The 24,467-nt window shown below is 63.5% G+C and carries 20 protein-coding genes; 11 read left to right on the top strand and 9 right to left on the bottom strand.

Annotated elements, in window-relative coordinates; all coding sequences use genetic code 11:
* Nucleotides 1-149: 149 nt before the first annotated feature.
* From AC0ZT5_RS26035 to AC0ZT5_RS26060, 6 genes are all read left to right on the top strand, one after another.
* The gene (locus AC0ZT5_RS26035) at nucleotides 150-1,109 is read left to right on the top strand and encodes an N-acetylmuramic acid 6-phosphate etherase (RefSeq protein WP_488498774.1); all 960 of its coding nucleotides are present in this window, start codon (nucleotides 150-152) and stop codon (nucleotides 1,107-1,109) included.
* A gap of 2 nt (nucleotides 1,110-1,111) precedes the next feature.
* Entirely contained in the window at nucleotides 1,112-2,371 is a 1,260-nt protein-coding gene (locus AC0ZT5_RS26040) for an ABC transporter substrate-binding protein (RefSeq protein ID WP_095083656.1), read from the top strand.
* Nucleotides 2,372-2,623: 252 nt separating this feature from the next.
* Entirely contained in the window at nucleotides 2,624-3,553 is a 930-nt protein-coding gene (locus AC0ZT5_RS26045) for a carbohydrate ABC transporter permease (RefSeq protein WP_477280912.1), read from the top strand.
* A 10-nt stretch (nucleotides 3,554-3,563) separates the two neighbouring features.
* Complete coding sequence (locus tag AC0ZT5_RS26050) at nucleotides 3,564-4,403, top strand: carbohydrate ABC transporter permease (protein ID WP_095083652.1); 840 nt, start codon at nucleotides 3,564-3,566, stop codon at nucleotides 4,401-4,403.
* Nucleotides 4,400-5,461: a Gfo/Idh/MocA family protein gene (locus AC0ZT5_RS26055; protein WP_488498775.1), complete on the top strand. Its 1,062-nt coding sequence runs from the start codon at nucleotides 4,400-4,402 to the stop codon at nucleotides 5,459-5,461. The genes AC0ZT5_RS26050 and AC0ZT5_RS26055 overlap by 4 nt, the downstream gene beginning before the upstream one ends.
* A gap of 15 nt (nucleotides 5,462-5,476) precedes the next feature.
* A complete protein-coding gene (locus AC0ZT5_RS26060) occupies nucleotides 5,477-6,475 on the top strand; it encodes an ABC transporter ATP-binding protein (RefSeq protein ID WP_477280917.1) in 999 nt (332 codons plus the stop codon).
* Between the two features lie 167 nt (nucleotides 6,476-6,642).
* On the opposite strand, the gene AC0ZT5_RS26065 is transcribed toward AC0ZT5_RS26060, so the two are convergent.
* From AC0ZT5_RS26065 to AC0ZT5_RS26085, 5 genes are all read right to left on the bottom strand, one after another.
* Nucleotides 6,643-7,488, bottom strand: a complete 846-nt coding sequence (locus tag AC0ZT5_RS26065; RefSeq protein WP_488498776.1) for a fumarylacetoacetate hydrolase family protein — start codon at nucleotides 7,486-7,488, stop codon at nucleotides 6,643-6,645.
* Between the two features lie 24 nt (nucleotides 7,489-7,512).
* Nucleotides 7,513-8,244, bottom strand: coding sequence for an SDR family oxidoreductase (locus tag AC0ZT5_RS26070; RefSeq protein WP_488498777.1), 732 nt, complete (start codon nucleotides 8,242-8,244; stop codon nucleotides 7,513-7,515).
* 500 nt (nucleotides 8,245-8,744) lie between these two features.
* Nucleotides 8,745-11,117, bottom strand: a complete 2,373-nt coding sequence (locus tag AC0ZT5_RS26075; RefSeq protein WP_488498778.1) for an aldehyde dehydrogenase family protein — start codon at nucleotides 11,115-11,117, stop codon at nucleotides 8,745-8,747.
* A gap of 65 nt (nucleotides 11,118-11,182) precedes the next feature.
* Nucleotides 11,183-12,238, bottom strand: coding sequence for a deoxyribose-phosphate aldolase (gene deoC / locus AC0ZT5_RS26080; RefSeq protein WP_184872888.1), 1,056 nt, complete (start codon nucleotides 12,236-12,238; stop codon nucleotides 11,183-11,185).
* 152 nt (nucleotides 12,239-12,390) lie between these two features.
* The gene (locus tag AC0ZT5_RS26085; protein ID WP_184872889.1) at nucleotides 12,391-13,218 is read right to left on the bottom strand and encodes a ferredoxin--NADP reductase; all 828 of its coding nucleotides are present in this window, start codon (nucleotides 13,216-13,218) and stop codon (nucleotides 12,391-12,393) included.
* Between the two features lie 220 nt (nucleotides 13,219-13,438).
* Here AC0ZT5_RS26085 and AC0ZT5_RS26090 point away from each other — a divergent pair, with 220 nt between their 5' ends.
* The 4 genes from AC0ZT5_RS26090 to AC0ZT5_RS26105 all read left to right on the top strand — a co-directional run bounded on the left by AC0ZT5_RS26090 (nucleotide 13,439) and on the right by AC0ZT5_RS26105 (nucleotide 19,326).
* Nucleotides 13,439-15,523, top strand: coding sequence for a hydantoinase/oxoprolinase family protein (locus AC0ZT5_RS26090; protein ID WP_488498779.1), 2,085 nt, complete (start codon nucleotides 13,439-13,441; stop codon nucleotides 15,521-15,523).
* A 16-nt stretch (nucleotides 15,524-15,539) separates the two neighbouring features.
* Nucleotides 15,540-17,282 (top strand): hydantoinase B/oxoprolinase family protein, encoded by a 1,743-nt coding sequence (locus AC0ZT5_RS26095; RefSeq protein ID WP_488498818.1) that lies wholly within the window; start codon nucleotides 15,540-15,542, stop codon nucleotides 17,280-17,282.
* Between the two features lie 116 nt (nucleotides 17,283-17,398).
* Nucleotides 17,399-18,175: an ABC transporter substrate-binding protein gene (locus tag AC0ZT5_RS26100; RefSeq protein WP_488498780.1), complete on the top strand. Its 777-nt coding sequence runs from the start codon at nucleotides 17,399-17,401 to the stop codon at nucleotides 18,173-18,175.
* A gap of 23 nt (nucleotides 18,176-18,198) precedes the next feature.
* A complete protein-coding gene (locus tag AC0ZT5_RS26105; protein ID WP_488498781.1) occupies nucleotides 18,199-19,326 on the top strand; it encodes an aminomethyl transferase family protein in 1,128 nt (375 codons plus the stop codon).
* An 81-nt stretch (nucleotides 19,327-19,407) separates the two neighbouring features.
* Here the strand turns inward: AC0ZT5_RS26105 and AC0ZT5_RS26110 are convergent, their stop codons facing one another.
* Nucleotides 19,408-21,312 (bottom strand): BTAD domain-containing putative transcriptional regulator, encoded by a 1,905-nt coding sequence (locus tag AC0ZT5_RS26110; RefSeq protein WP_488498782.1) that lies wholly within the window; start codon nucleotides 21,310-21,312, stop codon nucleotides 19,408-19,410.
* A gap of 117 nt (nucleotides 21,313-21,429) precedes the next feature.
* Between AC0ZT5_RS26110 and AC0ZT5_RS26115 the strand changes: the two genes are divergently transcribed.
* Nucleotides 21,430-21,636 (top strand): hypothetical protein, encoded by a 207-nt coding sequence (locus AC0ZT5_RS26115; RefSeq protein ID WP_457151789.1) that lies wholly within the window; start codon nucleotides 21,430-21,432, stop codon nucleotides 21,634-21,636.
* Nucleotides 21,637-21,739: 103 nt separating this feature from the next.
* On the opposite strand, the gene AC0ZT5_RS26120 is transcribed toward AC0ZT5_RS26115, so the two are convergent.
* The 3 genes from AC0ZT5_RS26120 to AC0ZT5_RS26130 all read right to left on the bottom strand — a co-directional run bounded on the left by AC0ZT5_RS26120 (nucleotide 21,740) and on the right by AC0ZT5_RS26130 (nucleotide 24,409).
* Nucleotides 21,740-22,396 (bottom strand): methionine ABC transporter permease, encoded by a 657-nt coding sequence (locus AC0ZT5_RS26120; protein WP_127266743.1) that lies wholly within the window; start codon nucleotides 22,394-22,396, stop codon nucleotides 21,740-21,742.
* Complete coding sequence (locus AC0ZT5_RS26125; protein WP_488498783.1) at nucleotides 22,377-23,465, bottom strand: methionine ABC transporter ATP-binding protein; 1,089 nt, start codon at nucleotides 23,463-23,465, stop codon at nucleotides 22,377-22,379. The genes AC0ZT5_RS26120 and AC0ZT5_RS26125 overlap by 20 nt, the downstream gene beginning before the upstream one ends.
* An 89-nt stretch (nucleotides 23,466-23,554) precedes the next feature.
* The gene (locus AC0ZT5_RS26130; RefSeq protein WP_488498784.1) at nucleotides 23,555-24,409 is read right to left on the bottom strand and encodes a MetQ/NlpA family lipoprotein; all 855 of its coding nucleotides are present in this window, start codon (nucleotides 24,407-24,409) and stop codon (nucleotides 23,555-23,557) included.
* Nucleotides 24,410-24,467: the final 58 nt, after the last annotated feature.

Here is a 24,467-nt window from a genome sequence, read left to right on the forward strand (position 1 = left end):
AGTTAATTTACGTTTCAAAAAGATTAAGCCGTATTTTATTGAAAAACCTAGGCATTTCGCCGGCTCAGTGATTTCCGAGCAGGGAATTCGTTAATGCATGTGGACAAGTGGTATTTTTTTGGTATTGTTTCCGCATTGGAGGAACCGGGATGGCCGAAACGCGCACCGAAGCGCTTCACCAAAATGCCGAGGGGCTGGATATCCAGACCCCGGACGCCATCCTTTCTTCTTTGGCCGATGCGCAAATCGAGGCCGCAAAGGTCGTACGCAATGCCATTCCCTCAATCGCCAGGGCGGCCGAGATCATCGCCGGCAGGTTGAGCGGCGGCGGCAAGCTTGCCTACGCCGCGGCCGGCAGTTCCGGCCTGATGGCGCTGGCCGACGCGCTTGAATTGCCCGGTACGTTCGGCATTCACCGCGACCGCATCGCCATCCTGATCGCCGGCGGCGACGAAGCCTTACGGACATTGGCAGGCGGGCCGGAGGACGACACCGAGGAGGCCGCGGCAGCCGTCATCAACGCCGGCATCGGCAAGGGCGATTGCCTGATCGCCATTTCGGCCAGCGGCACGACGCCCTATGCGGTGCGGGCCATCCAGGAAGCCGCCCGTCGCGGGGCTGCCACCATCGGCATCGCCAACAACCGGGACTCGGCTTTACTACGCCAGGCCGAAACCGCGATCCTGCTCGAAACGCCGCCGGAACTGATTGCCGGTTCGACGCGCATGGGCGCGGGCACCGCCCAGAAGATCGCGCTGAACATGCTGTCCACGCTGACCGCCGTCCATCTCGGCCATGTGCATGACGGCTACATGGTCAACCTGATGGCCGACAACATCAAGCTGCGCGACCGCGCGGCGCGCATCGTCGCCGCCGTCAGCGGGCGCGGCAGGGACGAAGCCGTCCACCTGCTCGAGAAGAGCGGCGGCGCGGTCAAGACCGCCATTCTGCTCGCCGCCGGCGCCGACAGCGCCGATGCGGCGGAGAAACTGCTGGAAGGAACCGGCCAGAAGCTGAGGCCGGCGCTTTCCGCGATCGAGGGGAGCAAGGGGCGCGCTGCCTCTGTTCTCATCCAAACCGAACCTGAAAAAGGTCAACAGGGAGACTGAGCATGACAACGAAACTACTGACGGCACTGCTTCTGGGCACCAGCATTCTCGGCTCGGCCGGGGTGGCTAATGCCGCAGACGTAACGCTCAACATCGAAAGCTGGCGCGGTGACGACCTTGCCATCTGGAAGGACAAGCTGATCCCGGCCTTCGAAGCCAAGAACCCGGGTATCAAGGTGGTGTTCGCACCGTCGGCGCCGACCGAGTATGACGCCGCCCTTGGCGCGAAGCTCGCCGCTGGCTCGGCGGGCGACCTAATCACCTGCCGCCCGTTCGACAAGTCGCTTGAACTGTTCAAGAAGGGCAACCTTGCCGACCTCTCGGCGCTGCCCGGCATGGAGAACTTCTCGCCGGTGGCCAAGTCCGCCTGGCAGACCGACGACGGCAAGGCGAGCTTCTGCGTGCCGATGGCCTCGGTCATCCACGGATTCATCTACAACAAGGACGCCTTCGACAAGCTCGGCATCAAGGTGCCGGAGACCCGCGACGAGTTCTTCGCCGCACTCGACAAGATCAAGGCCGACGGCACCTACATCCCGATGGCGATGGGCACCAAGGATCTCTGGGAAGCCGCGACCATGGGCTACCAGAACATCGGCCCCAACTACTGGAAGGGCGAGGACGGCCGCGCTGCCTTGATCAAGGGCGACCAGAAGCTGACTGACAAGGACTGGGTCGCGCCGTATGAGGAACTGGCCAAGTGGAAGCCGTATCTCGGCGACGGCTTCGAAGCACAGACCTATCCGGACAGCCAGAACCTGTTCACGCTTGGCCGCGCCGCCATTTACCCGGCCGGCTCGTGGGAAATCGGCCTGTTCAACACCCAGGCCCAGTTCAAGATGGGCGCCTTCCCGCCGCCGGTCGAGAAAGCCGGCGACACCTGCTACATCTCCGACCATACCGATATCGGTATGGGCCTGAATGCGGCTTCGAAAAACGCCGATGCGGCCAAGACCTTCCTGTCCTGGGTCGCCTCGCCGGATTTCGCCACCATCTACGCCAACGCGCTGCCCGGCTTCTTCAGCCTGAACTCCTCGCCGGTGAAGATGGCAGACCCGCTGGCCCAGGAATTCGTCTCCTGGCGCGGCAAGTGCAAGTCGACGATCCGCTCGACCTACCAGATCCTGTCGCGTGGCACGCCGAACCTCGAAAACGAGACGTGGGTTGAATCGGCCAACGTCATCAACGGCACCGACACCCCGGAAGCTGCGGCCAAGAAGCTGCAGACCGGCCTCGACAGCTGGTACAAGCCGGCGAAGTAAGAGCTCAGGCAACGAGATCGGCCGGGCGTATGCCTGGCCGGTCTCGGACTACCCTGGTTTTTCAGATTGTGCCCGTTCAGATAGCGATTGTCGGCACCGCCTCTCGGCCTTACCCTCCCTTTGTGGGGAAAGGCTAGCTGATCAGTCGCAGGCCTTTGTTCTTGCCGCACCGGGCAAGAATATTCGGCCGTGCATTGAGGCATCATCTAGCATCACACCATTTGCAACCGAGAGACGGCGGGAACCGAACTCATGGCCGCAGAAATACGACCGAAAAGACCGTTCCGTTGGCACATTGGCGTCTTCCTGGCGCCGGCGGTGCTTGTCTATACGGCGATCATGATCCTGCCGCTGGCCGGCACACTGCAGCTGTCGCTGTTCCGCAACATCGAGCAGCATCAGGTCTTCGTCGGGCTGGAGAACTTCCGCACGCTGTTCGGCGACCCCAACTGGTCGGTGAATTTCTGGAACGCGCTGAGAAACAATGTCTGGTTCTTCATCATCCACATGCTGGTGCAGAACCCGATCGGCGTCATGCTGGCTGCCCTTCTGTCCAGCCCGAGGCTGAGATTTGCCGCCTTCTACCGCACGGCGATCTTCGTGCCGACCATCCTGTCCTTCGTGATCGTCGGCTTCGCCTGGAAGCTGATCCTGTCGCCGCTGTGGGGCGTGGCGCCGCATCTGCTCGATCTTGTCGGCCTGAAAAGCCTGTTCACGCCGTGGCTCGGCAAGGAAGAATACGCGCTGACGGCGCTCAGCCTGATCTCGGTGTGGCAGTTCGTCGGCATCCCGATGATGCTGATCTATGCCGCCCTGCTGTCTATCCCCGAAGAGGTGATCGAGGCCGCCGAATGCGACGGCATCACCGGCATGTCGCAGTTCTGGAAGATCAAGCTGCCGCTGATCCTGCCGTCGATAGGCATCATTTCGATCCTCACCTTCGTCGGCAATTTCAACGCCTTCGACCTGATCTACACCGCGCAAGGCGCGCTCGCCGGGCCGAACTATTCGACCGACATTCTCGGCACCTTCCTCTACCGCGCCTTCTTTGGCTTCCAGTTGCAGGTCGGCGACCCCAACATGGGCGCGGCGATCGCCACGATGATGTTCCTGATCATCCTCGGCGGCGTCTGCGTCTATCTCTTCCTCGTGCAGACGCGCCTGCGTCGCTACCAGTTCTGAGGGGCAAGAGATGAGTACCGCCACCCGTTCCCTGCCCCGAACCATCGGCGCCCACGCGATCCTGCTGACCTATACGGCGATCGCGCTGTTTCCGGTGATCCTCGTCATCATGAATTCGTTCAAGTCCCGCGCCGGCATCTTCGGCGCGCCACTGACGCCGCCGACGCCAAAAACCTTCGACCTGATCGGCTACACCACCGTCATCGGTCAGGGCGATTTCATCCACTATTTCCAGAACAGCCTCGTCGTCACCGTCGCTTCGCTGTTCTTCGTGCTTCTGTTCGGCGCCATGGCCGCCTTCGCGCTGTCGGAGTACCGCTTTCGCGGCAACTCGCTGATGGGGCTCTATCTGGCGCTCGGCATCATGATCCCGATCCGCCTCGGCACCGTCGCCATCCTGCAGCTGATGGTGGCGAGCGGCCTGGTCAACACGTTGACGGCGCTGATCCTGGTCTACACCGCGCAAGGCCTGCCGCTCGCCATCTTCATCCTGTCGGAATTCATGAAGCAGGTGTCCGACGACCTGAAGAACGCCGGCCGCATCGACGGCTTGTCCGAATACACCATCTTCTTCCGCCTGGTGCTGCCGCTGGTCAGGCCATCGATGGCGACCGTCGCCGTCTTCACCATGATCCCGATCTGGAACGATCTGTGGTTCCCGCTGATCCTGGCCCCGTCGGAAGAGACCAAGACGGTGACGCTCGGCGCGCAGCTGTTCCTCGGCCAGTTCGTCACCAACTGGAACGCGATCCTGGCAGCTCTCTCGCTGGCGATCATGCCGGTGCTGATCCTCTACGTCATCTTCTCGCGGCAGCTGATCCGCGGCATCACCTCGGGAGCCGTCAAGTGAGTTCGCAAGCACCCCTTCGCGTCGTCGTCGCCGGCCTTGGCAATATGGGTCGCAGCCATGCGCTGGCCTATCACACCAATCCGGGCTTCCAGATCTCGGCACTGGTCAACCGTTCCGACGTGCCGCTACCGGACGGGCTTTCCTCCTATGGCATCAGGCGCTCCTTCGACGAGGCTTTGCGCGACGAAAAGCCCGATGTCGCCTGCATCGCCACCTATTCCGACAGCCATGCCGACTATGCGGTGAAGGCGTTCGAGGCCGGCTGCCATGTCTTTGTCGAAAAGCCGTTGGCGACAACGGTGGCCGATGCCAGGCGCGTCGTTGCGGCGGCAAAGGCCAACGGCAGGAAGCTGGTGATCGGCTACATCCTGCGCCATCACCCGTCCTGGATCAGGCTGATCGCCGAGGCGCGCAAGCTCGGCGGCCCCTATGTCTTCCGCATGAACCTCAACCAGCAATCCTCCGGCCATACCTGGGACACGCACAAGCAGTTGATGCAGACGACGTCGCCGATCGTCGACTGCGGCGTGCACTATCTCGACGTGATGCTGCAGATCACCGACGCCAGGCCGGTCGAGGTGCGCGGCATGGGGTTGCGGCTGAGCGAGGAGATCGCGCCCTCGATGTACAATTACGGCCATCTGCAGGTGCTGTTCGATGACGGTTCGGTCGGCTGGTACGAAGCCGGCTGGGGTCCGATGATTTCGGAAACTGCCTTCTTCGTGAAGGACGTCATTTCGCCCAATGGCTGCGTGTCGATCGTCATGAAGGAGGGTGTGAAGTCCGATGACATCGATACCCACACCAAGACCTCGACCATTCGCCTGCACAGTGCGGCGACCGGCCCGGACGGCAAGTTCGCCAAGCCTGACGAAATGCTGTCGATGGCGGGCGAGCCCGGCCATCAGGACCTCTGCGATCTCGAACAGGCCTTCGTGCTGAAGGCGATCCGCGAGGATATGGATCTCACCAGGCATATGGACGATGCGGTGAAATCGCTCGCCGTCTGCCTTGCAGCAGACGAGAGCGTGCGCAGCGGCGCAGCCGTCAAACTCTAGAACAGGGACGAAGCCGTGGGCTCGCTGAACATCGAGAACGTGAAGAAGGCCTTCGGGCCGGTCGAGGTGCTGAAGGGCATCAACCTTGAGGTGACGGACGGCGAATTCGTCGTCTTCGTCGGCCCGTCGGGCTGCGGCAAGTCGACCTTGCTCCGGGTCATTGCCGGGCTGGAGGATTCGACCTCGGGCCGGGTCGTCATCGACGGCCAGGACGTGTCCGTCACGCCGCCGGCCAAGCGCGGCATCGCCATGGTGTTCCAGACCTATGCGCTCTACCCGCATCTGACGGTGAAGAACAATATGGGCCTCGGGCTGAAGCAGGCGAGCACGCCGGCGGCCGAGATCGACCGCCGCATCGGGATTGCCTCGTCGATGCTGTCGCTGGAGCCCTATCTCGAAAGGCGGCCGGCCGAACTCTCCGGCGGCCAGCGCCAGCGCGTCGCCATCGGCCGCGCCGTGGTGCGCGAGCCCAAGCTGTTCCTCTTCGACGAACCCTTATCGAATCTTGATGCCGCATTGCGCGTCAACACGCGGCTGGAGATCGCTCAGCTGCACCGCCGGCTGAAGGCAACGATGATCTACGTCACCCACGACCAGGTCGAGGCGATGACGCTGGCCGACAAGATCGTGGTGCTGAATGCCGGCCGGATCGAGCAGATCGGCGGCCCGATGGAGCTTTACAATTCGCCGGCGAATGAGTTCGTCGCCGGTTTCATCGGCTCGCCGAAGATGAACTTCGTCGACGGCGCCAGGCTTGGTGAAACCGCCAAGACCATCGGCGTGCGGCCGGAGCATCTGACCGTCGATCCGAAATCCGGTGCCTGGAAAGGCACGGTCGTCCACGCCGAGCATCTCGGCGCCGACACCAATCTCTATCTTGACTGCGAGAAGGCCGGCCTGATCACCGTGCGCATCTTCGGCGTCTACGACGCCGAGCCGGGCGCCACGCTCTATGCGACGCCGGACCCGGCCAAGACGTATCGGTTTGGGGCGGATGGGAAGGTGCTGAAGTAGCGGCTGAACGCTTAGGTTGGCGCTGCCCCTCACCCTTACCCTCTCCCGTGAAGAACGGGGAGAGGGGGTCGGCAGCGTTGGAGCGCTTCCCTTCTCCCCGTCACTATACGGGGAGAAGGTGCCGGCATGTGGATGAGGGGCGGCGCAAACTTATCGAACTTAAGTGCTCAAGGGTCAGCCTTGAACGTCTGCTTCTGCTGGCCAAGGCCCTCGATGCCGAGCTCGACAACATCACCGGCCTTCAGGAACACCGGCGGCTTCATGCCCAGCCCGACGCCGGGTGGCGTGCCGGTCGAGATGATGTCGCCGGGGTGTAGCGACATGAACTGGCTGAGGTAGGAAACAAGGTATGCCACGCCATAGACCATGGTCTTGGTCGAGCCGTTCTGCATCGTCTTGCCGTTGACGGTCAGCCACATTTTGATGTTCTGCGGGTCGGTGACCTCGTCCTTGGTCACCAGCCACGGGCCGATCGGACCGAAGGTGTCGCAGGACTTGCCCTTGGTCCACTGGCCCTGCCGCTCGGCCTGGAAGGCGCGTTCAGAGACATCGTGGGCGACGCAATAGCCGGCGACATAGTCAAGCGCGTCGGCTTCGCTGACATATTTCGCCGTCTTGCCGATGACCACGGCCAGTTCGACTTCCCAGTCGGTCTTCACCGAGCCGCGCGGGATCAGCACGTCGTCGTCCGGCCCGACGATGGCCGAGCTTGCCTTCATGAAGATGATCGGCTCCGGCGGCACGGTGGCGCCGGTCTCGGCGGCGTGGTCGGAATAGTTGAGGCCGATGCAGATGAACTTGCCGGTGCCGGCAACGCAGGCGCCGATGCGGGGCTTGCCGGAAACCGCCGGCAGCGACTTCGGATCGAGCTTGGCCAGCGTCGCCAGCGATGCCGGATCGAGTGCCTTACCGCCGATGTCGGCGACATGGCCGGTGAGATCACGGATCGTTCCATCCGCATCGAGCAGGCCGGGGCGTTCGCTCCCCGCCTCGCCATAGCGCAGCAGCTTCATGGTATGTCTCCTCAGTCGTTTGGTTCAGATCGACCAGCCGCCGTCGATATTATAGGCCTGTCCGGACGTATAGGTAGCGCCGGCCAGATAGACGGCGAGATCCGCGATTTCCTCCGGCGTGCCGAGCCGGCCCATCGGCTGGCGGGCGATGAAGGCGGCGCGGGCGGCTTCGTAGTCGCCCTGCGCATGCATACGGTCCTGCAGCGACGGGCTCTCGACCGTGCCGGGGCAAATGGCATTGCAGCGAATGCCCTTGGCGACATAGTCGGCAGCGATTGCCTTGGTCAGGCCGATGACCGCAGCCTTGGTGACGCCATAGGCGAAGCGGTTCGGCACGCCCTTACCGGCGCCGGCAACCGACGACATGTTGATGATCGATCCGTCGCCGCGCTCGAGCATGCCGGGCAGCACCGCTTTGATGGTGCGTATCATGGCGCGGACGTTGAGGTTGAAGGCGAAATCGAGATCGGCGTCCTTCATCTCGAGGATCGAGCCGGAATGGACGAAGCCGGCACAGTTGAACAGCACGTCGACCTTGCCGATCTCGGCGAAGGCGGCGTTGACGGCATCGTCGTTGAGCACATCGAGCTTGCGGGTCTTGATGTCGGAGGTCTTGGCGAGCTCCGCCAGCAGCGCCTCGTTGATGTCGGTGGCGTAGACGACGGCACCTGCCTTGGCGAAGGCCAGCGCGCTCGCCTTGCCGATGCCTTGCGCCGCTGCCGTGATGACAACGACCTTGCCTGCCAGATCCGCCATGCTCTTCTCCTCGTCCGCTTGGGATCGTCCGGGTCTACCGGTGGTCGGCCACGGCGTCATGGGCCAGTCGGACGCCATCATGCGGCCTGCGCGCCTGTCAGCCCACAGATAAAGATGTTTTTTCTCGTTAAAGAACATGCATCCGGGCGTCAAGTCCGAACACGATCACCATCGCGGCAATCGCCTCAGACCAACGACAAGTTCGACTTGTGCGGAGACCACTAATTGCCGAAGTCGGCGCCGCCCCTCATCGCCCTGCCGGGCACTTCTCCCCGTATAGTGACGGGGAGAAGGGGCTGACCGCAACGCCGGCGCCGATCTTGCGCCGCTGGCGATTGGCGAAATCGTCGATGGCAGCGCCCCTCTCCCCGTCACTATATGGGGAGAGGATGCCGGCAGGCAGGTGAGGGGCGGCGCCAGCGCCCGGAAAAGGCTGGTGGAGCGAAATCAAACCTGACTCGATTGCCCTGCGCTCACCATCGCGGCAGCGTCGCAACTGCTCAGTCGCCGTAAGGCACCCAGACGTTCTTGACCTCGACGGCGCGGCGCAGGAAGGCATCGCCGGCCGCCTCGTCGGACGCCCAGTCGAGGCCGCGGCCATTGCCGCTCCAGACACGCTTGAGGTTGCCGATCGACTCGGCCTCCGCCTTGCCGCAGGTGTCGGCATCGGCGAACACCCAGAGCCCGTCGACATCGTCATGCTTGGCCAGCACACCGGCAAGTTCGGCCGTGCGGCCGGTGACGATGTTGATGGCGCCGGCCGGAACGTCGGAATATTCGATGACCTGATAGAGGTCGGTGGCGAGCAGCGGGTACCGCTCCGACGGCACCGCGACCACGGTGTTGCCCATGGCGAGCGCCGGTGCGACCAGCGAGATCAGGCCCAGCAGCGGTGACACGTCGGGTGCCACGATGCCGACGACGCCGACCGGTTCGTGCAGCGCCAGTGTCACGGCACGCGCCGGCGGCTGGTGCACGCGGCCTTCGAACTTGTCGGCAAGGCCGGCATAGAGGAACAGCCGCTCGATCGACTGGTCGACTTCGTCGCGCGCCGCCTTGGGCGTGGCGCCGGTCAGTTCGGTGAGGCGGGCGGCAAATTCGCCGGCGCGGCCGGAAAGATTTTCAGCCAGATAATAAAGCACCTGGGAGCGGTTGTAGGCGGTCGCCTCCGGCCAGGCTTTGCAGGCCCGCGCCGCCGAAACGGCATCGCGGATATCCTTGCGGCTGCCAAGACCGACCTCGCCGGCGAGCTTGCCCTTGGCGGTGGCGACAGCCAGCGAGTAGTTGCCGTCCGGGCGCACCTGCTTGCCGCCGATGAACAGTTTTGCCGTGCGGTCGATGAAATCGCCTTCGGATTGCTCGGCAGGTGGCGCGGAGGCAGCCGCCGGCTTGATCACCGGGCCAAGCGGCAATTTGGCCGCCAGATACTCGAACATGCCTTCGCGCCCGCCTTCGCGGCCAAAACCGCTCTCTCGGTAGCCGCCGAAACCGCAGGCGGCGTCGAACATGTTGGTGCCGTTGACCCAGACGACGCCAGCCTTCAATTGCGGCGCGACATGCAAGGCGAGGTTGACGTTCTCGCTCCACACCGAGGCGGCCAGCCCATAGCGCGTGTTGTTGGCAAGCTCGATCGCTTCCTCCGTGTTGCGGAAGGTCATGGTCGCCAAAACCGGCCCGAACACTTCCTCTTGCGCCAGGATATTAGCCGGCGAAACACCGGTGGCGAGCGTCGGCAGATGATAGTAACCCGACGTTGGTAGCGCGGCGTCCGGCTGCCAGCACACGGCGCCCTGTCTGGCGCCCTCGGCAACCAAGCCCTTGACCCGGTCGAGCTGTGTGGCGTCGACCAGCGGGCCGATATCGGTGTTCTTGTCGAGCGGGCTGCCGACCCGCAGCCGGCTCATGCGTGTCTTGACCTTGGCTATCAAGGCATCGGCGATGCCTTCCTGCACCAGCAGCCGGGAACCGGCGCAGCAGACCTGGCCCTGGTTGAACCAGATGCCGTCGACCAGGCCTTCGACGGCGCTGTCGAGATCGGCGTCCTCGAAGACGATGAAGGCCGACTTGCCGCCAAGCTCCAGCGACAGTTTTTTCCCTGAGCCCGCCGTGGCTTTCCTGATGATCTTGCCGACTTCGGAAGAACCGGTGAAGGCGATCTTCTGGATGCCGGGGTGGTTGACGATGGCCGCACCCGCCTCCGGGCCGCCCTGGACGATGTTTACGACACCTTTCGGCACGCCGGCCCGTTCGCAGATCTCGGCAAACAGGATGGCGGTCAGCGGCGTGAATTCAGCCGGCTTCAGCACCACGGTGCAGCCCGCGGCAAGTGCCGGCGCGATCTTCCAGGCCAGCATCAGCAGCGGAAAATTCCATGGGATGATCTGGCCGACGACGCCGACACCCTTGTGGCCGGGGAAATCCCTGTTCAGCGCCTGCGCCCAGCCGGCATGGTGGATGAAATGGCGGATGGCCAGCGGCACGTCGATATCGCGGCTTTCGCGGATCGGCTTGCCGTTGTCGATCGATTCCAGCACCGCGAACAGGCGCTGGTGGCGCTGCATGGCGCGGCCGATGGCATAGAGCACTTTCGCCCTGACATAGCCTGAAGACGCCGACCATTTCGGCAGCGCCTTGGCCGCGGCCGAAACCGCCGCGTCGATATCGGCGGCATTGGCGTCCGACACTTTGGCCAGCAGCTTGCCGGAGGAGGGCTCGCTGGTCTCGAAGGTCTTGCCGCCGGAAGCGGCTTTCCAGTCGCCGCCGATGAACAGCGCCTTGTCGAAATCGCGCGCCGCAAGCCAGGCGTCGGCCTCGTTGCGGGCTTCCGGCGCCGGGCCGTACTCCATGGCGTGATAGCGGTCGAGAATGTTCATGGGGTTCCTCCTTCACCTCCCTTCGTGGGGAGGGTCGATCGGCTAGGCTGATCGCGGTCGGGCGCTCAAGCCATCGCGTGGCGATGATTGGCCGAATAGTGCCCGGTCAGATGGTGTTCGAGCTGGCGCTCGATGTCGGTCAAAAGGCTCGAGGCGCCGAAGCGGAACAGCTCGGGCTCCAGCCACGGCCGGCCGAGTTCTTCCTTCATCAGCACCAGCCAGTCGAGCGAGGCTTTTGCCGTGGAGATGCCGCCGGCCGGCTTGAAGCCGATGAGATAGCCGGTCTCCTCGAAATAGGCGCGGATGGCGCGCACCATGGCAAGGCCGACGGGCAGCGTGGCGTTGACGCTTTCCTTGCCGGTCGAGGTCTTGATGAAGTCGGCGCCGGCCATCATCGCCACCATTGAGGCGAGCATGACGTTGCGCAGCGTGGCGAGGTCGCCGGTGCCGAGGATGACCTTCAGATGCGCGTCCCCACAGGCGGCGCGCATCGAGACGATCTCGTTGTAGAGCTCCCGCCACTTGGCGCCGAACACCAGCCCGCGCGGAATGACGACGTCGATCTCGTCAGCGCCGTCCTTCACCGAGGCTTCTATCTCCTGCAGGCGGGTGGAGAGTGGGGCGAGGCCGTGCGGAAATGCGGTGGAAACGGCGGCGACATGGATGCCGGTGCCGCGCACGGCGTCGACGGCGGTGGCGACGAAGGGATGGTAGACGCAGACGGCGGCCGGGCGAATGACCTCGCCCGCAATGCCGAGACCCTCGACGATGTCGCGACGGAACGGATTGATCGCCTTGGCGCACAGCCGGCGCACGCGCTCTTCGGTGTCGTTGGAATTCAGCGTCGTCAGGTCCATGCAGGCGACGGCGCGCAGCAGCCAGGCGGCCTGGTTGTCGGCCTTGATCGAGCGCCGCTTGGTCAGGCTGGCGACACGGCGCTCAAGCGCCGAGCGGTTGACGCTGCGCACTGACTCCATGAAGCCGAGATCGAGCTTCATGCCGGGGTTGCGCGCGATGCGATGGTCCAGCGGAACGGGGGTATTGGCGGCGGCGCGCGCCGGCAGCGGCGTCACCTTCGACGCACCGGCACCAAGCTCGGCTTCGCGGATTGTGCTGCTCATCTCCTGCCCTTTCATTCAGCGACTTGCGCCGAAGATAGACCGTGAAATCGTAGTTCACGAGTCCTTCAGCGGGTCATAGCTGAAAAAGGCTGCGAAAGCAGCTAGTTTTTGACCGAAAGGTCAAAACTCGATTCTTGAGCGAGTTGCTCGGCTCAGCCGACAAAGGCGCGTTCGACAACGAAGCTCGCCGGATGATGCAGCGAGCCTTCCTCGAAGCCGAGGCTTTCGGCCAGCTCCTTGACGTCCTTCAACATGTGCATCGAACCGCAGATCATGATGCGGTCGGTTTCCGGATTGAGCTTGTCGATGCCGAGATCGGTGTAGAACTTGCCGGACCCGATCAGCGCGGTGATGCGGCCCATGCGTGCCGAGTCTTCGCGGGTCGTCGAATTGTAGAGGGTGACACGGCCACCGGTCAGCTCGCCGATCAGCGGATCGCTTTCGAGCCCGGCGACCAGCTCCTGGCCATAGATGAGCTCGGCAGTGTCGCGGCAGGTGTGGGTCAGCACGACCTGCTCGAATTTCTCATAGGTGTCGGGGTCGCGCAGCAGGCTGGCGAAAGGCGCGATGCCGGTGCCGGTCGAGATCATGAACAGGCGCTTGGCCGGCGTCAGCGCGTCGACCACCAGCGTGCCGGTCGACTTCTGGCGCATGATGACGGTGTCGCCGACCTGGATCTTCTGCAGTTCCGAGGTGAGCGGGCCGTCCGGCACCTTGATCGAGAAGAATTCCAGCTCGTCGTCCCAGGCCGGGCTCGCCACCGAATAGGCGCGGAACACGGGCTTCTCGGCATTGGGCAGGCCGATCATGACGAACTCGCCGGAACGGAAACGCAGCGACTGTGGCCGGGTGATGCGGAACGAGAACAGCCGGTCCGTATAATGCTTCACCGAGACGACGGTCTCGGCATAGACATTGGCCGGAATAGGAAACTGCAGCGGGCGGGCGCCGGCGGTATTGAATGCGGATGTGGTGTTCATCAAATCCAACCTTCTGGCCCAACTGCGAACGCGGGCGCCAAACCTTCACCTGCGCGCCCGAACCATTCAGGTTCCGGCGTGCTGTCTGCACACTCCGAGGCGGTAAGCTCTTGTGTCCGGAATTTATTAGTATACAAACGATATTTGCGTCAAGATACCGTGGCGAAACACCTTTCCAAACTGTGACATATCCGTAGTCCGCGCATTTCGGGTTTCGACAATGAAAGAGAATTTTTCGGTGCAGCCGCCGGATTCCCTGGGCAGCGTCGTCGCCGGTATCGATGTCGGCGGGACCTTTACCGACCTGCTTCTGATCGATGGACGCGACGGTGGCCGGGTGCATATCGCCAAGACCCCGACCACGGTCGACAACCAGGCCTTCGGGGTCGTTTCGGCGCTTGGCGCCACCGGATTTCCGATCGACGGCATCGACCTCATCGTGCATGGCACGACCACCACCACCAATGCCGTGCTCGAACGCCGGCTGGCGAAAACCGGCATGATCACGACGCGCGGTTTTCGCGACGTGATCGAGCTCGGCCGGCGCACGCGACCGCAGGCCTATGGCATGACTGGCAGCTTCGTCCCGATCATTCCGCGCAATCTGAGGCTCGAAGTCTCGGAGCGTGTCGAGGCGTCGGGCACTGTGCGCACGCCGCTCGACGAGGCTGAAATGCGCGACGCGGTGAAGGCGCTGATCGAGGCCGGTTGCGAATCCCTCGTCATCCACTTCCTGCATTCCTACGCCAACCCGGCGCATGAGCGGCGCGCCGCCGAAATCGCCGCCGAACTCTGGCCGAACGGCTACATCACGTCGGGCCACGCACTGCTGTCGGAGGCGCGCGAATTCGAGCGCGGCGTCACCGCTTCGGTCAACGCCTCGGTGCAGCCTATCCTCGAGCGCTATGTCGAGCGGCTGCGCAAGGAATTGGGGGCAAAAGGCTATGCCCGCGACTTCCTGATCATGAACGGCAATGGCGGCATGATCTCGGCCCGCTTCGTCACACGTGAATCGGCCAAGACCGTCATGTCCGGCCCGGCCTCGGGCGTCATCGCCGCCGCCTATACGGGAAAACGCGCCGGCTACGAAAACCTCGTCACCTACGACATGGGGGGCACCTCGACCGACGTGGCGCTGATCCGCAACGCGGAGCCGGCGGTCTCGAACGAGATCGAGATCGAGTATGCGATGCCGATCCACGTGCCGATGGTGGCCGTGCACACGGTCGGCGCCGGCGGCGGCTCGATCGCCCGCGTCGACGCCGCCGGCCTGATCCAGATCGGCCCGGAAAGCGCCGGCGCCAATCCCGGCCCGATCTGCTACGGGCGCGGCGGCCTGGAGCCAACCATCACCGACGCCAATCTGGTGCTCGGCCGGCTGGCGCCGAAGAAGCTGCTGGCGGTCGAAAACCCGGTCACCGTCGAGCGCGTCACCGGCATCTTCGAGGAGAAGATCGGCAAAGCGACCGGCCTGTCCGGCGTCGAGGCGGCGGGCGCGGTGCTGCGGCTCGGCAACATGAAAATGGCCGGCGCCATCCGTATGGTTTCGGTGTCACGCGGCCATGATCCGCGCGATTTTGCGCTGTTCGCCTTTGGCGGCGCCGGACCATTGCATGCGACGGCCCTGGCGCGCGAACTCGGCCTGCCCAAGGTGCTGGTGCCGGCGCGGCCAGGCATCACCAACGCGCTCGGCTGCGTCGTCGCCGATCTGCGCCACGACTTCGTCAACACCGTCAACCAGCCGGTGGCGGTGCTCGACGAGATCCAGCTTCACGCTGTATTGGAACGGCACCGAAACGAAGGCGAAGAGCTGATCGGCAAGGAAGCGGTGAAGCCGGAGACGATCCGCGTCACCCACTCCGCCGACATGCAGTTCGTCGGCCAGACCCACATCATCAACGTGCCGTTGCCGTCCTCGTCGGTGACTAGGCACGAGCTGCAATCTCTGTTCGAAAAAGCCTATTTCGCCCGCTTCAAGGTCGAGCTGCCGGAAATCCGCGCCAACCTCGTCAACCTCAACACTTCGGTGACGGGTGTGCGGCCGGCGATCGACCTGTCGCGCTTGATCGACCCAGCGGGGCGCGCAAAAAAGCTCCACGAGGCGCGGCGCGAGATCCGGCCGGTCTGGTATGGTGGACGCTGGCACGACACGCCGGTCTACGCACGCGAAAAGCTGCCGCTCGACGCGGTCATCGAAGGCCCGGCGATCCTCGAGCAGATGGATGCGACCACCGTGCTCGAACCCGGCGACCGCGCGCGCTCGGACGCCGACGGCAACATCATCATCGACATTGGCGAGGCCTGAGATGCCTGACATTGATATGGCAAAGCTCGACGCCATCACCCTTTCGGTCCTCCAGGCGGCCTTGCAGCAGGTCTGCGACGAGATGGACCTGACCTTCTCCCGCGCCGCTTTCTCGCCGGTCATCGCCGAGGCCAACGACCGCTCCGACGGCATCTATTCGGCCGTTGACGGCTCGCTGATCGCGCAAGGCAGCCAAGGCCTGCCGGTGTTCGTCGGCGTTATGCAATATTCGACCAAAACGGTGATCGAGATGATCGCCGATGGCCGCTGCCTGCCGCCGGAGCCCGGCGACATCTACATCGTCAACGATCCTTATCTCGGCGGCACCCATCTGATGGATGTGCGCTTTGCCATGCCGGTCTACCGGGCAGGAAAAATCTTTTGCTGGCTGTCCAACACCGGCCACTGGCCTGACATTGGCGGCTCGGTGCCGGGCGGCTTCTCGGCTTCCGCGACCGCGGTCGAACAGGAAGGCCTGCGGCTGCCACCGGTGAAACTGTTCAAGAAGGGCGTGCTTGATCCGGAAATCTACGCCATCATCTGCTCCAACATCCGCGTTGCCGACCAGCGCATCGGCGACATCCGCGCCCAGGCTGCTGCACTGCTGATCGGCCAGGACCGGCTCAACGGAATCCTGGATCGTTACGGAGACGAAACTGTTGTCGAGGCGATTGCCGAATTGCGCCGGCGCGCAGCCGAGCAGATGCGCGCCAACATATCGGCCATCCCGGACGGCACGTACCATTCCAAGGCCTTTGTCGATTCCGACGGGGTGGTCAACGAGCCGCTGACCATAGCGCTGGCCGTCGAGAAAAAGGGCGACACGCTGACCTTCGATTTTGCCGGCTCATCAAAGCCCTGCGCCGGGCCGATGAACAGCGTGCTGGCGACCACCCTGTCGTCGGTCTATCTCGCCATGCGCCACATTTTCCCGGACGTGCCGATCAGCGCCGGCGCTTTCGAGCCACTGAACGTCAAGCGGCCGGAAGGCACCTTCCTCGACGCCAAATATCCGCGCCCCGTCTCGGGCTGCGCAGCCGAGGTCTCGCAGCGCATCGCCGAGGCGGTGTTCGCGGCCATGGTGCAGGCACTGCCGGACAAGGTGACGGCGGCCCCGGCCGGCTCCAGCGGCAATTTCGCGCTCGGCGGCAACGATCCCGCGCGCGGCCGCGACTACGTCATGTACCAGATCTCCGGCGGCGGTTATGGCGGCAATTCAGGCCATGACGGCCTGACCAATGGCTGCTCGACCATCGGCATCTCTAAGTCGCCGCCGGTCGAGATCATGGAACAGGCCTTTCCGGTGCTCTACCGCCACTATGCCTTGCGCGAAGGCTCGGGCGGCGCCGGCAAGCAGCGCGGCGGTTTCGGCCTCGCCTATGAGGTTGAAATCCTGCGCGGCGATGCCCGCGCCTCCTTCGTCATGGACCACGGCCGTTTCGGCCCGCAGGGCGCGCTCGGCGGCAAGGACGGCGCGGTCAACACTGTGACCGTCTTCCGCAATGGCGAGGAGCACGTGCCGCCGCATCTCTCCAAGGAGCAGGACATCGCCCTGAAGGCCGGCGATCGCGTGCGCGTCGGCACGCCGGGCGGCGGCGGCTATGGCGATCCGCTTGAGCGCGATCCGGAACTGGTGCGGCGCGACGTTTCGCTGGGATACTACACGTCAGCGGAAGCCAGCGAAAAATTCGGCGTTGTCCTCTCGGCAGGCGAGTCCGCCGTCGACCGGAAAGCGACGGACAAGCAGCGCGCCGGCTAACACTGCCGGCTGCTTGGATCGTTCGCCGCGCCGTGATCGGCGCATGACATGTCGTTTCCGTCTCCGCCGGGGTCACGAAAGCCCGTAGACTTCTCCTGTCAACGGAGATCTCGGACATGCGTCTTTTCGGTCGTTTCGTGCTTGCCGCCTCGGTCGCCCTGGTTCTCGCCACGGGTGCCACTTCCGCCCAGGACAGGAAGCTCAGGATCGGCACCGAGGGCGCCTATCCGCCCTTCAACTACGCCAATGCCGATGGCACGCTGGGCGGCTTCGACATCGATCTCGGCAAGGCGCTGTGCGCTGAGATGAAGGCCGAGTGCGAATTCACCGTGCAGGATTTCGATGGCTCGATACCGGCGCTGCAGGCCGGCAAGTTCGATGCGATCGTCAACATCACCATCACGCCCGAGCGGGCCGAGAAGGTCGAGTTCACCCACAAATACTACCAGACGCCGCCGGCCATCGCAGTGCCGAAGGATTCGACCATCGCGGGCACCTCGCCGGACGATCTGAAAGGCAAGGCGCTCGGCGTGCAGACCGCGACCATCCACCAGAAATTCGCCGAGCAGAAATACTCAGGCTCGACCGTCAAGGCCTATCCGACCGGCGATGACGCCCGCACCGACATGGCCAATGGCCGCCTCGACGCGATGATGGACGGCTCGATCATCCTGACCGAATGGCTGAAGAAACCGGACGGCGCCTGCTGCAAGCTGCTTGGCACCTTGACGGCCGATCCGGCCATTCACGGCCCCGGCGTCGGCATCGCGCTGCAGAAAGGCGACAAGGAGCTGGCCGACAAGTTCAATGCGGCAATAGACGCGCTGCGCGCCAACGGAAAATACAAGGAAATCAACGATAAGTACTTCTCGTTCGACGTCTACGGCAGTTGAGTCCGGCTTCTGGAACCGCAATAATGGAGACTTCCTTGGCCGAGCGGCGCTCCCCCTTCTACAGCAGCATCGTCGGACTGGGCGCGACTATGGGTCGGGTCGGCGGCGATTTCATTTCGGCCAAGACTTATTCCGGCATTGCCGACGAGCACCTGAACACGCGCAAGAATGTCGGCGTGCAGGATCTCAGCACCATGGGCAAGATGGACATCAAGGGGCCGGACGCCGAGGCGCTGGTCAACCATGTCATCGTCAACGACGCCGCGGCGATGAAGCCCGGCCAGGTCCGCTATTCCACCGTCTGCCGCGAGGATGGCGGCATCATGGATGATCTCACCGTGTTCCGTCTTGCGCCCGAGCATTTCATGCTGGTGACCGGCTCGGTCAACCGCCTGAAGATGCTGCCGTGGCTTTTGCATCATGCGCAGGGGCGCAAGGCCTATGTCACCGACATCACCGCGGCCATCGCCTTCCCGACCATCCAGGGGCCGCGCTCGCGCGACCTGCTGAAGGCGTTGATCGCGGATGCCGATCTGGACGGGCTCAAGCGCTGGTCGTTCGCCTCGGGGCGCATTGGTGAGACGAAGATACTGATCTCGCGCACCGGGGTGACCGGCGAGCTAGGCTTCGAACTGTTCGTGCCGGCCGACGAGGCGGCTTCGGTCTGGAACGTGCTGATGACGGCCGGCCGTGACTTTGGCCTGAAACCCTATGGCGTGCTGGCGATGTTCACGCTCGGACTGGAAAAGGCCTATCCGGCGCATGGCATCGACATGGACGAGACCCGCACGCCGTTCCATGTCGGCCTCGACCGCTGGATCAAATTCGACAAGGGCGATTTCGTCGGCCGCGAAGCCTTGCTCAAGGTCCGCGACAAGGGCCTCGACGAGCAATGGGTCGGGCTGATCCTCGACGGCGACAGGCCGGCCGCGACCGACGCCAGGGTGCTGGCCGATGGCGAGGACGCCGGCATCGTCACCTACAGCGACCACGGCTATTCCCTCGGCAAGGTGCTGGCGACCGCGCATCTGCGGCTGCCGTTCACCGCCGTCGGCACCGAACTCGGCATCGACATCGACGGCAAGCCGACCCGCGCGGTCGTGGCGCCAATCCCGTTCTTCGACCCCGAGGGGGTGAGGCTGAGGGGCTAGCGCGGCTTGTTCCGGAAATCGCTCTTGGGCTTTCCTTTTGGGTTAAGGGAACGAACGGGTATCGTTGCGGAGGGCCGACATTCATCCATCGGGTATGCCGACAGCAAGCAGGTCTCTCCGAAGGTCCGCCAGGATCTTTGGGTTACGATACGGATCGATCAAGATGGTGCTTACAGTCGCACCGGGCCTTGCCGCCAGACACTGTCTGGCTGCGTGAGCGGCGAGTTGCTCGTCGCCCATTCTCAAATGACAGACCGCCAGAAACGCATAGGCCCAAAATGCATAGGCATTGAGATTCCGGTAGGAGGCTATCGCCTCAGGATACCGTCCGAGAACCAGAAGAACTTGTCCGCGTAGATCCCAGAACCAATCGTAATTTAGGGGATCACGGGCGATACAGACGTCCAGATCGGACAAAGCTTCTTCATGCCGACCGAGATAGCTCCAGCACAAGCCCCGTATCGCCCTTGCCCGGGTTTCGTTCGGGTTGAGGTTCACACCCTGCTCGAGATGCAGCAGCGCCTCCTCTAACTGTCCCATGAAGATCAGCGTGTGACCCACCGCAATATGGCTCCATGCCTCCTTCGGCCCAAGCTTTAGTGCGCGGCGAGCATGGACAAGCGCGATCTTGAGAGTGTTCCCGTCCCCCTCAAGCAGCCATTTGCTTGTGAGTACAGTCGCCATCATCGCATGGATGGTAGCGACATTCGGGTCGAGCTCAATCGCCCTGGCAAGATAAGGCTCTGCTTCAAGAGTGGTGTCATAGCGAACCATCCGAACGCGAGCCTGAAGATACAGATCGTAGGCATCGAGCTGGGTGATCGGAAGGCGCCGTATCTTCTCCACACCCGAAGTTCGGATTGTGCCGACAACAGTGATAGCGACACTTCTGGCGATCTCCTCCTGGAGCTCAAAAATATCAGTCAGCTCCCGATCGAATCGATCGGCCCAGATTTGATTGCCGGATCTGGCCTCTATGAGTTGCGATGAGATCCTGACCCTGTCGCCGGCACGGCGAATGCTACCCCGAAGCAGGTAGTCGACGGACAACTGCTTCGCGATGGTGACGGCGTCGACAGTCCTTCCCTTGAACACAAAGGAGGAATTGCGGGCTATGAGATGAAGTTCACCGAATCGCCCCAGTTCGGTGATGATGTCCTCGGTGACCCCGTCGCTGAAATATTCCTGGCTGGCGTCGCTGCTCATATTCTCGAATGCAAGAACTGCAACGACTGGTCCGCGGCTTGATGCGCCACCGATTTGCGGTCTGGGCGTCTCGTCCATGCTCCTGCGCAACAGCCGAAGCTCGTCACCTGGCTCCAGGTTCAGTTCGCGCTTCAGCAACAGCTTGCACGCCTCATACTGCTTGATGGCGAGCGCAGCCTGACCAGAGGCGATATGTGCCCGCATCAGCGCGACATGCGACGGCTCCCGTAGCGGATCAAGAGCAACCAGCCGTTCGGAAATAGCAACGCGCTCGGTACCGCTCACCGATTCAGCCAAAACTTGGAACACATCGATTACGCGCGAGGACAGGTCGGCACGGACTTCGCGCAGCCAATCCTCGAAAGCGTTGTCGGACGTGCTCAACCCATCAAGAAAAGGTCCGGCATAGAGGGTGGCAGCCCGCCGAAGCTCGGCCGCGTCACGGCTCGCGGATGCAGCGACGAATTCAGTCACGTCGATGGTGAAGAATTTCGGATTGAGCGCGACACGATCCCCGACCAGGGCCAAGGCATCCGCTCCCAACTCGGCAAAGTCCTTGCGGATAGCCGCCAGGGCCTGCCGCAGACTGTCCCTTGCCTGCTCCTCACCTCGATCGCTCCAAAGAAGAGCAGCCAGCTTGTGACGCGTCGCCTCCTGGTTCGGTGCTACGGCGAGAATGCCCAGAAGCGCTCTATTCTTCTTGGCAGCCACCTCCAAGGGTTTCCCCTGCGGCGACGTCAGGTGAAAACCACCCAGGAGATCGAGCCGCGCCGGGCTCATCGCGATATACTCTGAATTTCTGCTTTTTCCGCGATATTCACGAGCTTTTCACAGGCATCTCACGCCCCGCATTCGATGTTGCCTCTCGCAACTAACAACATCCGAGAGGAAACTCCAATGTCCATCGTCACCGAGGTTTTGGGAAAGGCAGGTGAAACGCTCACGAACGAACTGCCGAAGTGGCGCAAGGTCCACCTTGGCCGATTTTTGTACAGCATAGCAGCGGCATATGCCTCTGCGACCTGGAAGGCCTACGGGGCGGCTACTGGCCTTGGTGCCAATAGTCCCGGACGTCGACCTGACGACGACGTCGGCAACTACTGAACTTCTTCGTCCCAACGCAGCGACGCAGACCTCGTCCAAGCCATGATCTGCGGGCCTTGTGGTTCAGAAGCACCGCTACAGGCTCGGATCGTCGGCCCAGTCCTCACCCCCGCCGATCCAGCCTCGCCACCAGCCTGTCGCCCGCCCACTGGATGCCGCAGACCAGGATGATCAGCACGATCACCACGGCGATCATGACGCTGGTCTCGAAACGCTGGTAGCCGTAGCGGATGGCGAGATCGCCGAGCCCACCGGCGCCGATGGCGCCGGCCATCGCCGAGGCGCCGATCAGCGTCACCAGCGTCACCGTGAAACCGGCGACGATGCCGGGCAGGGCTTCGGGCACTAGCACCTCGCGGATGATCGTCCAACGATTCCCGCCCATGGCGCGCGCCGCCTCGATCAACCCGCGGTCGACTTCGCGCAGCGACACTTCAGCGATGCGCGCATAATAGGGCGTGGCGGCGATCGACAGCGGCACGATGGCCGCCCAAGTGCCGATCGAGGTGCCGACGATCAGCCGCGTCACCGGGATCAGCGCCACCAGAAGGATGATGAAGGGCACCGAACGGAAGCCGTTGATGACGGCGCCGAGCGCGCGGTTCACCCATAGGCTTTCGGCGATGCCGCCGCGTTCGGTGGCGATCAGCGCCAGCCCCAGCGGCAGGCCGAAGACCAGCGAGATCAGGCCGGACGCGGCCGTCATCAGCACGGTCTCCCAGATCGAACGCAGCAGGAGCTCAAACAGGATTGGCGACATGGCCAAGCACCTCCACCCGCGCCTGGCGGGCCTTCAGGAATGTGATGACGGCGGCGAGATGGCTTGCATCGCTGCCAGGGACAGAAACGAACAACGTGCCGACGGGCTGCTGCTGGATGTGGTCGATGCCGCCGTGGATGAGACGGAAGGGGCCTGGAACGGCGGTGGCGAGATCGGACAGCAATGGGTCGCGAGCCGCCTCGCCGGCCACGTCCACGCGCAGGACCGTCTCCGTGCCGGCCCACGGCAGCAGCCGGGCGGCCAGTTCGGCGGGCAGCTGCGGCCGGATGGCGCCGAGCAGGCTGCGTGTGATCTCAGAGCGCGGCTCGGCAAACACCGACCAGACCGGCCCTTCCTCGACGATGCGGCCGGCATCGATCACCGCCACCCGGTCGGCGATCGAGCGGATCACCTCCATCTCATGGGTGATCAGCAGGATGGTCAGCCCAAGCTGCCGGTTGATGTCTTTCAGCAGGGCGAGGATGGAGCGTGTCGTCTCCGGGTCGAGCGCCGAAGTGGCTTCGTCCGACAGCAGCAGCGCCGGCCGCGCCGCAAGCGCCCGGGCGATGCCGACGCGCTGCTTCTGGCCGCCCGACAGCGATGCCGGATAGGCCTTGGCCTTCTCCGACAGGCCGACAAGGTCAAGCAGTTCGGCGGCGCGCTGCAGCCGCTCGGCCTTTGGTCGGCCCTCGATCTTCAGCGGCAGCGCCACATTGTCCTCGACCGTCTTGGCCGACAAAAGGTTGAAGTGCTGGAAGATCATGCCGATGCGCCGCCGCAGCGGCTGCAGATCACGCTCGCCAAGCCGGCTGATCTCGCGGCCTTCGATGAACACCTCGCCGGAATCGGGCCGCTCCAGCCCGTTCAGGCAGCGGATCAGCGTCGATTTGCCTGCGCCGCTGCGGCCGATGATGCCGAGGATCTCGCCCTTGCGCACCGTCAGCGAGATGCCATCGAGTGCCGCTGTCCCGCCAAAGCGGCGCTTCAGGTCGACAAGGCGCACCACGTCCTGCGGTGTTGCGCCCGGCTGGTCCGTGGTCTCGGCGGTTGCGGTAAAATGCTGGTTCATGCGCGGATCCCTAGAAATACAATTGCGGCCCGCGCGTTGCGCGGACCGCTTTCCCGGTAAAAGCAGGCACGTCAGCGCCCGCATATCCCCTAGTAGGCGCTGAGGCCGGTGCCCTTGTAGACCTTGTCGAACTCGGCCTTCACCGCCTCGTTCTGATAGGACGCCACCAGCGTCTTCACCCAGGCCTCGTTCTCATTGCCGACCGTCACCGCGATGAAGTTGCGGTAGGGATTGTCGGCGATGGGCTCCTGCGCGATGCGGTTTTCAGGCGTCAGGCCGCTTTTCAACGCCCAGTCGGTGTTGACCACGGCGGCGTCAAGGTCCTCGACCGAACGGCCGACGATGCCGGCATCGAGCTCCTTGATCACCACCTTCTTGGCATTCTCGGCGATGTCGGCGGTGGTGGCCAGAATACCGGTGCCGTCCTTCAGCTTGATAACGCCCTCGTTCTGCAGCACGCGCAGCGCCCGGCCTTCGTTGGACGGATCGTTAGGCACGCCGATGACCGCGCCTTCGGGCAGGTCGGCGACCTTGGCGTACTTCTTGGAGTAGAGGCCGATCGGCCAGACGCCGGTATAGCCGACGCGGACGATGTGGTAGCCCTGCGTCTTGATCTGATTGTCGAGATAGGGCTGGTGCTGAAAGGCATTGGCGTCGATTTCGCCACGCTCGAGCGCCTCGTTGGGCTGGGTATAGTCGTTGAACACCACGGTCTCGATGGTGAGGCCCTTTTCGACCGCCTGCGCGACGACGACGCGCCAGACATCCTCATCCTCGCCGCTGATGATGCCGACCTTGATCGCCTTCTTGTCCTCGGCGAACGACGCATGAGACGCCATCAGGCTGCCGATCGCGACAGCCGACGCGAACAGCAGGGCAAGGCCACTGCGCCGATTGAGGGTTGACCAAAGGGAAGATGGCAAGGTGTTTTTGGAGTCAGTCATGATTGATCTCTGCGGTTGTGAAGTCATGGCAGCCAGGCAGATTGCCGAGCCTTGAGCA

Source organism: Mesorhizobium sp. CNPSo 4670, from assembly GCF_057784235.1.

Bases quoted from the DNA above. Each gene is read 5' to 3' on its own strand.
- AC0ZT5_RS26070 (WP_488498777.1), bottom strand. From the start codon at position 8,244: ATGGCGGATCTGGCAGGCAAGGTCGTTGTCATCACGGCAGCGGCGCAA.
- AC0ZT5_RS26090 (WP_488498779.1), top strand. From the start codon at position 13,439: ATGAAAGAGAATTTTTCGGTGCAGCCGCCGGATTCCCTGGGCAGCGTC.
- AC0ZT5_RS26120 (WP_127266743.1), bottom strand. From the start codon at position 22,396: ATGTCGCCAATCCTGTTTGAGCTCCTGCTGCGTTCGATCTGGGAGACC.
- AC0ZT5_RS26050 (WP_095083652.1), top strand. From the start codon at position 3,564: ATGAGTACCGCCACCCGTTCCCTGCCCCGAACCATCGGCGCCCACGCG.
- AC0ZT5_RS26085 (WP_184872889.1), bottom strand. From the start codon at position 13,218: ATGAACACCACATCCGCATTCAATACCGCCGGCGCCCGCCCGCTGCAG.
- AC0ZT5_RS26125 (WP_488498783.1), bottom strand. From the start codon at position 23,465: ATGAACCAGCATTTTACCGCAACCGCCGAGACCACGGACCAGCCGGGC.
- AC0ZT5_RS26105 (WP_488498781.1), top strand. From the start codon at position 18,199: ATGGAGACTTCCTTGGCCGAGCGGCGCTCCCCCTTCTACAGCAGCATC.
- AC0ZT5_RS26040 (WP_095083656.1), top strand. From the start codon at position 1,112: ATGACAACGAAACTACTGACGGCACTGCTTCTGGGCACCAGCATTCTC.
- AC0ZT5_RS26065 (WP_488498776.1), bottom strand. From the start codon at position 7,488: ATGAAGCTGCTGCGCTATGGCGAGGCGGGGAGCGAACGCCCCGGCCTG.
- AC0ZT5_RS26075 (WP_488498778.1), bottom strand. From the start codon at position 11,117: ATGAACATTCTCGACCGCTATCACGCCATGGAGTACGGCCCGGCGCCG.
- AC0ZT5_RS26130 (WP_488498784.1), bottom strand. From the start codon at position 24,409: ATGACTGACTCCAAAAACACCTTGCCATCTTCCCTTTGGTCAACCCTC.
- AC0ZT5_RS26035 (WP_488498774.1), top strand. From the start codon at position 150: ATGGCCGAAACGCGCACCGAAGCGCTTCACCAAAATGCCGAGGGGCTG.
- AC0ZT5_RS26100 (WP_488498780.1), top strand. From the start codon at position 17,399: ATGCGTCTTTTCGGTCGTTTCGTGCTTGCCGCCTCGGTCGCCCTGGTT.
- AC0ZT5_RS26095 (WP_488498818.1), top strand. From the start codon at position 15,540: ATGGCAAAGCTCGACGCCATCACCCTTTCGGTCCTCCAGGCGGCCTTG.
- AC0ZT5_RS26045 (WP_477280912.1), top strand. From the start codon at position 2,624: ATGGCCGCAGAAATACGACCGAAAAGACCGTTCCGTTGGCACATTGGC.
- deoC (WP_184872888.1), bottom strand. From the start codon at position 12,238: ATGAGCAGCACAATCCGCGAAGCCGAGCTTGGTGCCGGTGCGTCGAAG.
- AC0ZT5_RS26115 (WP_457151789.1), top strand. From the start codon at position 21,430: ATGTCCATCGTCACCGAGGTTTTGGGAAAGGCAGGTGAAACGCTCACG.
- AC0ZT5_RS26110 (WP_488498782.1), bottom strand. From the start codon at position 21,312: ATGAGCCCGGCGCGGCTCGATCTCCTGGGTGGTTTTCACCTGACGTCG.